9 protein-coding genes and 2 tRNA genes are annotated in these 11,340 nt (G+C 43.1%); 4 read left to right on the top strand and 7 right to left on the bottom strand.

Annotation, left to right across the window (positions count from 1 at the left end; all coding sequences use genetic code 11):
* The coding region (locus Q0E08_RS08745) for a Mini-ribonuclease 3 (RefSeq protein ID WP_294778727.1) at nt 1–308 on the bottom strand (308 nt) is incomplete at its 3' end.
* Nucleotides 308–1,582: a GTPase ObgE gene (gene obgE / locus Q0E08_RS08750; RefSeq protein WP_294778728.1), complete on the bottom strand. Its 1,275-nt coding sequence runs from the start codon at nt 1,580–1,582 to the stop codon at nt 308–310. The genes Q0E08_RS08745 and obgE, both read right to left, overlap by 1 nt.
* Before the next feature lie 519 nt (nt 1,583–2,101).
* On the opposite strand from obgE, the gene Q0E08_RS08755 reads away from it, so the two are divergent.
* Nucleotides 2,102–2,890, top strand: a complete 789-nt coding sequence (locus Q0E08_RS08755) for a bifunctional 2-polyprenyl-6-hydroxyphenol methylase/3-demethylubiquinol 3-O-methyltransferase UbiG (RefSeq protein ID WP_294778729.1) — start codon at nt 2,102–2,104, stop codon at nt 2,888–2,890.
* Between the two features lie 198 nt (nt 2,891–3,088).
* Here Q0E08_RS08755 and Q0E08_RS08760 read toward each other — a convergent pair.
* The 5 genes from Q0E08_RS08760 to Q0E08_RS08780 form a co-directional block, all read right to left on the bottom strand.
* Nucleotides 3,089–3,165: transfer RNA gene (locus tag Q0E08_RS08760), tRNA-Arg, on the bottom strand.
* Between the two features lie 138 nt (nt 3,166–3,303).
* Nucleotides 3,304–3,588 (bottom strand): 50S ribosomal protein L27, encoded by a 285-nt coding sequence (rpmA, locus tag Q0E08_RS08765; protein ID WP_178666639.1) that lies wholly within the window; start codon nt 3,586–3,588, stop codon nt 3,304–3,306.
* A gap of 2 nt (nt 3,589–3,590) precedes the next feature.
* Nucleotides 3,591–3,908 (bottom strand): ribosomal-processing cysteine protease Prp, encoded by a 318-nt coding sequence (locus tag Q0E08_RS08770; RefSeq protein ID WP_294778730.1) that lies wholly within the window; start codon nt 3,906–3,908, stop codon nt 3,591–3,593.
* Between the two features lie 12 nt (nt 3,909–3,920).
* Nucleotides 3,921–4,229, bottom strand: a complete 309-nt coding sequence (gene rplU, locus Q0E08_RS08775) for a 50S ribosomal protein L21 (protein ID WP_288529437.1) — start codon at nt 4,227–4,229, stop codon at nt 3,921–3,923.
* Nucleotides 4,230–4,479: 250 nt separating this feature from the next.
* Nucleotides 4,480–4,555: transfer RNA gene (locus Q0E08_RS08780), tRNA-Val, on the bottom strand.
* Between the two features lie 176 nt (nt 4,556–4,731).
* Between Q0E08_RS08780 and Q0E08_RS08785 the strand changes: the two genes are divergently transcribed.
* The 3 genes from Q0E08_RS08785 to Q0E08_RS08795 all read left to right on the top strand — a co-directional run bounded on the left by Q0E08_RS08785 (nt 4,732) and on the right by Q0E08_RS08795 (nt 11,271).
* On the top strand, nt 4,732–5,343 hold the full coding sequence (locus Q0E08_RS08785) for a TetR/AcrR family transcriptional regulator (RefSeq protein ID WP_294778731.1): 612 nt from the start codon (nt 4,732–4,734) through the stop codon (nt 5,341–5,343).
* A 71-nt stretch (nt 5,344–5,414) separates the two neighbouring features.
* Nucleotides 5,415–9,395, top strand: coding sequence for a fibronectin type III domain-containing protein (locus Q0E08_RS08790; protein ID WP_294778732.1), 3,981 nt, complete (start codon nt 5,415–5,417; stop codon nt 9,393–9,395).
* A 61-nt stretch (nt 9,396–9,456) separates the two neighbouring features.
* Complete coding sequence (locus tag Q0E08_RS08795) at nt 9,457–11,271, top strand: ubiquitin-like protein (protein ID WP_294778734.1); 1,815 nt, start codon at nt 9,457–9,459, stop codon at nt 11,269–11,271.
* Nucleotides 11,272–11,340 lie beyond the last annotated feature (69 nt).

The following is an 11,340-nucleotide window of genomic DNA, read 5'->3' on the forward strand; positions in this document are numbered from 1 at the left end:
ACACCTGTTGCGATGTGGTACTCTCCCTGGCTTGCGGATTTTGGATTATGCCCCACCTTGGCATTTCTGCCACGCTTGTACACTGCGGTTTCCTGCTCGGTGAGAACATCCTTGATTTTGTCATAAGCCAAGGTTTGAGCCTTTGCCGACACAAATTTTACGCTTTCTTTATGCAAATCGTTTACGGGACGGTTTGCATCAAGCACCAAGGTTTCACGCACAAGCATTTCATAAATGCAGTCGCCGATAAACGCAAGGTTAAGCGGACTGAGCTCGTTTGGATGTGCTTCTTTATCTGTAAATCTCATTACGGAATATACTCGAATTCAATGTCATAAAGGCTGACAATGTCGCCCTCTTGAATCCCTTTCTCTCTTAATGCGTCAAACACGCCACTCTTTTCAAGCACTCTTTGCATATACTGAAGTGCCTCGTAGTCGGTGACATCAATACCCTTGAGAACTCTCGGGAACCACTTTGCCTCAACAAGGTAGTAGCCCTCGTCCTCTTGAGTAATCTTGAAGCTGTTGTCATCCTCCGGAATGAGTGCTTCAAGCGGAATTTCCTCAACTTCGTATTCCTTAATCGGAGGAAGCTCCTTGAGCATATTCCAAGTGACATTCATCAATTCTTTTGTGCCCTCCATAATCGGCGCACAAATAGAATAGTATTCATAGCCCTTGTCGTTGACATATTTTTTGAACTCTTCAATCTGTTCAGGCTCTGCCATATCAATCTTGTTGCCCGCAACAATCATAGGACGCTCGGCAAGGTCGGGATTAAATTTTTTGAGTTCCTCGTTAATTTTTTCAAAATCGTCAATCGGATTTCTGCCCTCACTGCCGCTGACATCAACAATGTGAATAAGCATTCTGCAACGCTCAACATGACGCAAGAATTGATGACCCAAACCAACGCCCTCACTTGCACCCTCGATAAGTCCCGGAATGTCGGCAAGAACAAAGCTGTTGCCCTCGCCCATACTTACAACGCCGAGATTAGGCACAAGAGTTGTGAAGTGGTAATCGCCGATTTTTGGCTTTGCCTGTGAAACAACAGAAATAAGACTGCTTTTGCCTACTGACGGATAACCGACAAGACCGACATCCGCAAGAAGTTTAAGTTCAAGGCTAACTTCCCACTCCTCGCCCGGAACACCCGGTTTTGCAAAACGAGGAACCTGACGGGTTGAAGTTGCAAAGTGCATATTGCCCCATCCGCCTTTTCCGCCTTTTGCGGCAACAAAACGCTCTGTTTTGCTCATATCCGCCATAACAGCCTTGCTGTTTGCTTCACGGATGATTGTACCACGAGGCACTTTGATTTCGAGGTCTTGACCTTTTTTGCCGTTGCAGCGACCGCCTTTTCCGCCCTCACCGTTTGGTGCGGAATACTTGCGCTTATATCTGAAATCGGCAAGAGTAGCAAGATTGTCGTCAACTACAAAAACAACATCTCCGCCCTTTCCGCCGTCACCGCCGTCAGGACCGCCCGCCGCAACATATTTTTCTCTGTGAAAGGCAACCGCACCGGCACCGCCGTCGCCGCCTTTGATTTTTATTTTCGCAATATCTACAAACATATTATCACCATTTTAATAATGGGCTGTCAATTATGACAACCCCAAAGTTCGTGTTCATATATCATTATCATCGGTATCATTATACCAAATATTTTTTATATTATAACAAACACCCACCCCGATTTCAAGGCTTTTGTGGCACAAACCCCTTGCATTCTCTTACAATTTCGGCAATTCTCGCTCCGTGTCCTTTACAATTTTTGCCTGCCGTGTTATATTGGCATTGAAAAAATTATAAAAATTTCAATATACTTGACATAAAGAAAACCGAGGAGTATAATGTATAAAATTCTTTAGGAGGTAAGGCAATGTTAAATCGTATCGACTGTTTTAATAATGTAGTCGTTATGCAGTCTGTAGTCCCTGCTTATTATTGGCAGAACAACGGGCTTACATTGCTATACCCTTTTTCAAATAATTAGAGTGCTTTTTTAATTTGATTAAGCTAAACGCAGTGCAAGCTATGAGTGAATCTTAGCCTGCACTGTTTTTTTATACTTTTTTATAGGAGGATTAGAGATGGAAACAAAAGAATACTTAACAAACTATTATGAGAGATATGATGAGGATGGTCGTCTTATCTCTAAACACGGTATGGTGGAATATCTTACAACTATGAAATATGTGGAAAAGTATCTCAAGCCAAATATGCGAGTCTTGGAGATCGGTGCGGCTACAGGTCGTTATAGCCACACTTTAGCACAGAAAGGCTACCGAGTAGATGCGGTCGAATTGGTTGAGCATAACATCGAAATCTTCAAGCAAAACGCCATCGAAGGCGAGCCTGTCACAATTACGCAAGGTAATGCTACAGATCTGTCTGCTTTTGAGAGTGAAACTTACGACATCACTCTGTTGCTCGGTCCGATGTATCATTTATTCACAAGAGAAGATAAGATAAAAGCCTTATCAGAAGCTATCAGAGTTACAAAGAAAGATGGTATAATTTTTGCCTCTTATTGTATGGGTGATGCAAATGTTTTGTCACACGGTTTTATTCGTGGCGAAATCTACAACATTATTGAAAAGTGTATGCTCAACACAGAAACTTTTGATACTTTCTCAAATCCGTGGGACATTTTTGAGCTGTACCGTAAAGAGGACATTGACAATTTAAGAAATGAGTTCAATGTTACTCAACTTCACTTTGTTGCTTCAGATGGCTATACAAATCATATGAGAGAAACCGTAGACCAAATGGATGACCGAATGTACGAACTGTACCTAAAGTATCATCTTGCAATTTGCGAAAAACAAGATATGATTGGTTACTCTCATCACACACTTGATATATTTAGAAAAGATTGATTTATAATGATTACTCATAACAACATTTTTCTTGCTGATTTTATTAGCAAAGCGTTCGCCTAAGCAGACGATTGCTCCATAGTTCACAGTTCATAAGCAGACAGACTCTTGCTAAAAACTTTTTAAATAAAATTTCAAAAACACAGAAAAAAGAAAGCCTGAAAACCTTGTAAAATCAAGACTTTCAGGCTTTGTTTTTGGCATCCCCGACCGGAATCGAACCGATGGCCTACTGCTTAGGAGGCAGTCGCTCTATCCAACTGAGCTACGGAGACATATTTTGCAAGAAAACGGAATCCAATTCGTTTTCTCATCATCTTTATAACACTCTAATTATAATTATATTCTGCCCGATTGTCAACCGAGCAAACAAAAAACATCCGCAATCCTGCGACTGCGGATGAATCTGTCAATTACTGCTCAACAGGGTAAACAGAAACCTTTTTTCTGTCCTTGCCCATTCTTTCAAACTTTACTGTGCCGTCTACGAGAGCAAAAAGTGTGTCGTCCTTGCCGATACCTACATTAGTACCCGGGTGGATGTGTGTGCCTCTTTGACGATAAAGGATGTTGCCTGCAAGTACGAACTGACCGTCAGCTCTCTTTGCGCCCAAACGCTTTGATTCGCTGTCTCTGCCGTTCTTTGTAGAACCCATACCTTTTTTATGAGCAAAAAGTTGTACATTAAGCTTAAGCATAATTACACCTCCGATATAGTTACTTTTATGTTTTGAGGATAATCTTTTTGGAGTTCCGTCATATGAAGAACCAAACCGTTGAGAATATCCTGCGCCTTTTCCGGTGATGACTTGATGTGTAATGACATATATCCGTCGGAAGCAGAAGCACGGGCATCAAGTTTGATAACATCCGTGATTGTGTTTGCCGTGAGATAACACGCACTGCTGATGAATGCACACAAAACATCATTGCCCTCGTCGGCAAATCCGGTGTGACCTTTGCATTCAAATCCTGTAAGCATATCACCGCTTTTGAAAAATTCTATTCTGTTAATCATTAAATCAAACAATTAAGCGTTAATCTTTGTGATTTCAACCTTTGTGTAAGGCTGTCTGTGACCCATCTTGCGCTTTTCGTTCTTCTTTGGCTTGTAGGTGAAAACAGTGATTTTCTTGCCCTTGCCGTTCTTAACAACTGTTGCGTCAACAGTAGCCTTTGCACAATCCTTGCCTGCCTTAAGACCCTTGTCTGTGCCAACTGCAAGAACCTGATCGAAAGTGATTTTTGCTTCTGCTTCTACATCGAGCTTTTCGATGTAAAGAACGTCACCTTCAGATACCTTGTACTGCTTTCCGCCTGTTACGATAACTGCGTACATAGTAATAACTCTCCTTCATAAGTCTCGCTACGATAGGCGAACACACCGATGTGTATTTCTTACTGCCCATAATATGCGGCTTAATTATTATAGCAGAATAAAGTAAAATGTCAAGAGGTGAATTGAATATTTTATTTATTAGTATTAGATTAGGCGAACACAGTTCGCCCCTACGGTATCGAAACCCTCATAAGGTTCGAGCCCATAAAGCATAAAAAACATAGACACTCAAAAGAGTGTCTATGTTTTTTGGTGGAAACAACAGGGCTCGAACCTGTGACCCCCTGCTTGTAAGGCAGGTGCTCTCCCAGCTGAGCTATGCTTCCGTGGTCAACGACATTTATTATAACACAAAAAAATTATTTGTCAACATTATTTTGTAAAAAATAAAATTTATTGTTGTTGACACAATAATTGTATTATGATATATTAATAATGAACGAACGGTCGTTCTGATACTAACAATATCTAAACAAATTACATATATTAATTGGAGAAGAAAATGCAAACCGAAGAACAACACAGACAAAAGAAAATAGAAATTATGGAAAAATGCTTTGATTGCTACGCAGAACACGGCTTGACGGGAACAGGCGTGCAGATGCTTGCAGACGCCTGCGGTTGCAGCAAAAGCAATCTATACTCCTACTTCAAAAATCTTGACGAATTGATTATAGAATCAACCGCCTACTGTATGGAAAAGGTTGAAGACGATTATATGGCATTAGCACCCACAGACCCTGCTGATGTAATGCGTTATATAAAAGAAATCCCATATTGGACAGCCGAAAAGCACGGCAAAAAATACCGCCTGATGTATCAGGTCTACACTCACCCGAAATACATTGAATACGGCAAAAAATTCTTTCAGGGCGTTAACGAACGATACACGGAATACGCAAAGCAATTGGAGCCTAAAATCGGCATACCGCACGAGATTATCACACCGCTTATATTTATTCTCGTAAGAGCCTGCGTGCACTATGCAATGTTTGAGGACGAATACTACCTAAAAAGTCAAATGGAAGTGCTGAAGCAGAGCGTTATGCTTTTTATTGAAAAATACCAAACAACCATTTACATTAACCCGGAAAAAAAGGGCGATGACAAATAAAACGACCTTTTTGCAATCAATGAACTAAAAGGTCAAAACCGAACCTGCACACAAAAAACGGAGGTAACAAAATGAAAAAGCGAATACTCAGTATTTTACTCGCCTTATGTTTGGTGATTTGTTTCTTATCACCGATGATGAGCTATGCCGATCCGGAAACATCGGCATCATCTTCTAATACATACGGTGCATTACTAAAACCCGACACAACTCCACCTGACGGATGGACAGAAGATGAAAGCAACCCATACGGCACAAAAAAAGGTCAGCCGTTTGCCATCACGCCGTGGTACGAGCCGATAATTTACAGCTATCGCAATGCAGAAGGTCAATCGGCACAGGACCACACCAAAGTATACAGCAAGTGGAATTTTGGCATCAACATTGCCGAATGTACGCCAAGTGCCCACAAAGTTACTCCTGTCGATAATGTTGCATTTGCTGTCGGAACAGCTTACGATCCGCTCGGCACAGGCAGAAACGACCACGCCATCTTTGTCGGTCTTTGCGATATGAACAATTCCAACAACACGGCAAAGGTCTGCTATTGGGTGCAAAATCTTGTAAACAACAAGCGTTCCGAACTTCAGAAAATAGCCGACGCTCCTAAATGGGCTTGCAAAACCCCGGGATACGGCGAACTTGAATATCAGGAATTTCGCCATTATTTTAATGTAACTGCCGGCGACTATGACGGAGACGGAAAGATGACCGCCGTTATCACCTATGTCGGCAATGACGATTTGTGGGGAATTGCCGGAACGGGCATTTCGGGAGAACAAGGTTTTTCAAGTAAATCATTTGTTAAATCAAAGAACGACGACAACGCTTACTTTAACGGTTGGGACACAACCCTGTATGAGCGTGACCAAATCACAAAATCCCTCGCTTCCGCAGATACGGACCGTGACGGTTGCGATGAACTTATCGTATACGCAGGTGTTGCCGAGCCGGATAAAATCGACAACAAGGACAAAGAAATTTCAAGTGATTCATTCCGAAAAGCCGTGTCGAAGCTCTCGGTATATAAAGCCGAAAACGGAAAGCTCAAAAGAATTAATCAAAAATCTCTTATGACATTAAACCGTGAGGACGAAAAGGCGGACGGCAACCGTTACTACGATCATATCCGCTACGGAAACCTCGCCGCAGGCGATATTGACGGCGACGGCTGGCAGGAAATTATTGTTGCCGGCTATTACCGTGAAGTAAAAGAAGAAAAGAAAAAAGGCTTTGTCTGGGACAAGAAAACCGATGACGGAAATCTTGGCTTTGCCGTTTATTACGGTCAGAACAATTCAATAACAAATGTACAAAAAACTTCCATGAGCAGTTATACCGCAAACGGAACAAAGAATCAGGGCGTTAAGCCGAAACCTGCAATGACAAGCGTTGCAATCAACGGCAGAGGAACGCCTGAACAGGTATGGATTGCCGGTGCTCTGTATGAAGTTCAGCAAAACGGTGCACTCAATCTTTTGCGTGACACCGCACGAATTGACAACTCAAGTGCCAAATGGTGGTGGTATCAGGATGTCATCGCCGGCAATTTTGACCACAACAAAGAAGGTCGTGAGCAGGTAATCGCACTTGCCGCCGAAAGGCAAAGTGGCGGTGGCCCAAATGCAAGAAAGTTTGACCTCTTCACCGATGTTTTCTACGGCGAAAACTTCGGCAGCGGCACACTTTCCACAGCCGGCAAATATACGGTTACTGCTGAAAAAGACGAATACTCCAAACTCTGTCACGATGCCGACCTTGCATGGGATATGCCGTATAACTGCATATTGCTTGCGGCAGATGTGAACAAAGACGGTTTGTTTGCCCGCTACGAAGGAAAGGGCTACGGATATTCCGATGCACAGGTGCAGGCGGTACTTCAGGCGGCTCCGTATTTTTCGGAGCTTGGTGACTACGACCTCGATTTCAACGACGGTTCAACAACATACACCTTCTCGTCCGGATATTCGGACACAAAATCCACATCACACAACACCTCCTTTGGTGCATCAATCGTTGTGCAGGGAGATTTGAAAGTGTGGAGATACGAGGCAACTCTCGGATACACCATGGACTTTACCAAGAGTACGGAAGACACTCTTTCAAAAGAATACAGCGTTTCCTTTAACGCCGGCGGCAACGATTCCGTGGTGCTGTACCGTGTGCCGGCAACAACCTATTATTACTCACTTTACGACCCTCAAAAGGGAGAATTTGACCTCAGCGAAAAAAACACCATTGCATTGATGATTCCGGGGCAACCGGTCTATACAATGCTTGACCGAGAATATTACGATGAATTTGCGGCGTTGTACAACAACACCTACAAAACAGATATTGCCGCAGGAAAAGCAAAGGCTTTGCCGCAACTGAACAACAATGTTTTGCCTGAAAACGCCGAGGGTGACCCGTTCGCCTATTGGCCAAATGACGGTTCTACAGACTCTTCGGTTACAAAATTCGCTTCGCTCAGTAAGCAGAAATACGAACTCGGTTTCGGTGCGAGCAGTATCACAAACGACTGGACGACAACATCCGAACACGCCGAGGGAGTTGAAATGGCTCACGGCTTCTCCGCATCAATGAAAAACACATGGGGCGTGGACGCATTCAATATGGGTTTTGTAATTGATTTGAGCTACAACAAAGCAACAGGCACGATTTACACCACAACGGAAAGCAGCGGTGCAAGCGGAACGGTCAACAACATCGACCGCCGTTCACTTCTGTCCTCATACGGAATCGGCTACGATGTTTCGAGTCAATACGGCTTTACATGGGATTTCGGTATGCGTACATGGACGGCAGGCGACCAAAAAATCCCCGTATTCGGTTATGTGCTGACAAATCTTCGTGCCGCACCGCCTGTGCCGACGCTTACAGGCGTATCCGTAAAGGATAACCAAAGTGCAAAAATCACTTGGGCAGCACCAAAGGCAGACTCCAGGCGTCCGATTTCAGGCTATCATATCTGGATGCGTATGGATGACGGAGAATTTGAACGCATAACCGATGTTCAAATTCCTGCCGACACTTTTGAATATACATATAATAATTTAAAGGCAGACACTTCATATACTTTTGCGGTCACTTCCGCAAACAACGGCACGGTATCTACGCTGTCCAACACAAAAACTTTTTCAACCTTTGCCGGAGCAGACGGCAGAGAAATTGAATTCCGCAACGACGGAAACAATATTCAATGGCGATATTCGGGTGAAGACGACAACGCTTACCGCAACCTTGTTTCGCTTACAACATTGACTGGAAAAGACGGTGCGGACGGAAAGCAAATCGAGTTGCGTGTATACAACGGATTTGTACAGTGGAAATACAGCGATGATTCTGCCTGGAACGATTTGATTGCCTTGTCGGAATTGAAAGGCGATAAAGGTGATAAAGGTGACACCGGTGACAAAGGTGACAAGGGCGATAAAGGTGACAAGGGCGAACCGGGAAAAACAGGTGCGTCGGGACAAGACGGCAAAGACGGTGTAACGCCACAGCTCAAAATAGGCGATGACAACTTCTGGTATGTTTCCTATGACGGCGGACAAAACTGGACTTCACTCGGTGTAAAAGCTACCGGAGAAAAGAGAAAAACCGGAAAATCCGGAAAACAGGGTGAAAAGGGTGACAAAGGCGACAAGGGTGAACCGGGAAAAGACGGCACATCCGGACAGAACGCCGAAAACGGCGAGGACAGCAAAAACGCAGTCGGAATCGCAAACGCAGAAATCAATGCAGACGGCGAGCTTCTCCTCACCTACACCGACGGCACAACGGCTAATCTCGGCAAGGTTGTCGGCGAAAACGGCAAAGACGGTCTGACCCCATACATCGGCGAAAACGGCAACTGGTGGATAGGCGAAAAAGACACCGGCACAAAAGCAACGGCGGATACGGCAGTTGCCGAAAATTCCGAAAATGCCTCCGCATCGGCAACTTCACCTGCTATGATTGCCGTAGGTTCTGTTGCAGGAACTGCCATGCTCAGCAACTTTGGCTTAATCTTATACATTGTGCTGAAAAAGAAAACGAGCCTTGTATAACTATACGCTCAACTTTACCTACACGGTAATTACACTTAACCGAATTTAAGGAGAAACGCAAATGAAAAAGCGAATTTTATGTATCATCACAGCAATTTGTATGATTATCTGCACAGTTCCGATTACGGCAAATGCAATGGATATATTTGTTGATTTTAACATTTCGGGAATAGCTGAAATGAGGCTTGGCGTTGAAAGTGGCGACAGCATTGATAATGTTAAAGAAAAAATCAATAAGAAAACAAATATAGACATCAATAAACAGGAACTGTATTTTAACGGCAAACGACTCCAAGACGACAGAACGCTTGCAGATTACAACATTCAAAAAGAAAGCACCATTGCTCTTGAAATTACGCCAACCGAAGTTTCATCTTCTGACGAATTAATCAAAGCCGCAAATCACGGCGGAATAATAAAACTTAACAACAACATCGAATGCGGCGAAATTCAAATAGATGACAACAATTTTATAGTACTCGACCTCAACGGCAAAACAATAAAGAACAACACAAGTTATTATACAATCGGTGTTTACGGAAGGGCATTCCTTGCAATTACAGACAGCGCCGTGGGCGGCAGGCTTGAAGGTGAGGTGTTGTTGTTTGGATCTTCAACCTGCTCACTTTCGGGTAATGCAAAAATAGAGAAACTGACGCTTATATCAGGCAAAACAAATTTAACAATGGACGACAATGCCGAAATAACAGGTGAGCTTTTGGTAAGTGAGCAGTCGCCATTAAATCCCATAATTATGCGTGGCAACGCAAAAATAACCGGTTCAGCAATATTTGAGTACCAGTCGGAAAACTCAGCAGGTTTTAAGCTCGAAGACAACGCATATATTAACGCCATATACGGAGCTACCTTTGATAAAAAAATCAAAATCGAAGCAAAAGACAAAGCTGTCATTAATTATATTAAAGACTCTGTCGATTTTGAACTGTTTATAAGCGATAACGCAAAAATAGGCTCGCCGGATACGAATTTAAATCTCAGTCATAGTAATTTGACAATAAAAGATAATGCCCAACTTATAGGAAAAAGTGTGCAACATTATTACAACCCGGACAGCGTTTTTACACTTGAGGATAACGCACAAATTATCGGCGATCTTGTACTTTTTAATGACGCAAAAATGACCTTTAAAATGAAAGACAATGCTGTTCTAAAAGGTTCTTTGATTTGCGAAGATAAGAATATTTCCATTGTAATGCAAGACAATGCAAAAATTGACGGTGACATTGAAGCAAACGATAACACGGTTGACGGAAAAGTTATTTGCTCTGGTGAGATTAAAAGCGGAATATTCAACGCCGATGTCGAAAACAACGGCACAATCACGGGCGGAACATTTTTAGGCAAGGTTACGGGCAACGGCACAATCGCCGACAGTGCAACGGTAAATGTGAACTTCAACCTCGACGGCGGTACGGGCACAACGCTCCAAAAAGTTTTGAAAGGTCAAAAACTTGCCGAGCCGACAAAACCGTACAAATCCGCTTACACCTTTGACGGCTGGTACAACGAAGAGCAAAAGTACGATTTTGACACTCCTGTGTTTAGTGAAATCACCTTAACTGCAAAATGGACATATGCGGGCGGTTCGTCATGGAATACAACAGAGCCGGCTACCGAAAAGCCGACCGAACCGACAACAAAGCCGAACAAACAAAACAACAGCAAAAACGCCAAAAACAAAACAAATAAAACAGACAAAAACTCGTTATCGGCAGGTGCGAAAAAAGCCGATGCAAACTCAAACAATTACGAAAAATCTCCGCTCACGGGCAACGCATCGATATTTGCATCAATCATCAGTGTAGGCGCAGGACTGATTATCCTTGCCGCAACGAAAAAAAGAAAAGACCGATAATGTATCCGCAACTTTACCTACACGGTAATTACACTTAACCGAATTTAAGGAGAAACGCAAATGAAAAAG

It is taken from the genome of uncultured Eubacterium sp., from assembly GCF_934561735.1.
Lineage (GTDB): Bacteria > Bacillota > Clostridia > Oscillospirales > Acutalibacteraceae > Eubacterium_R.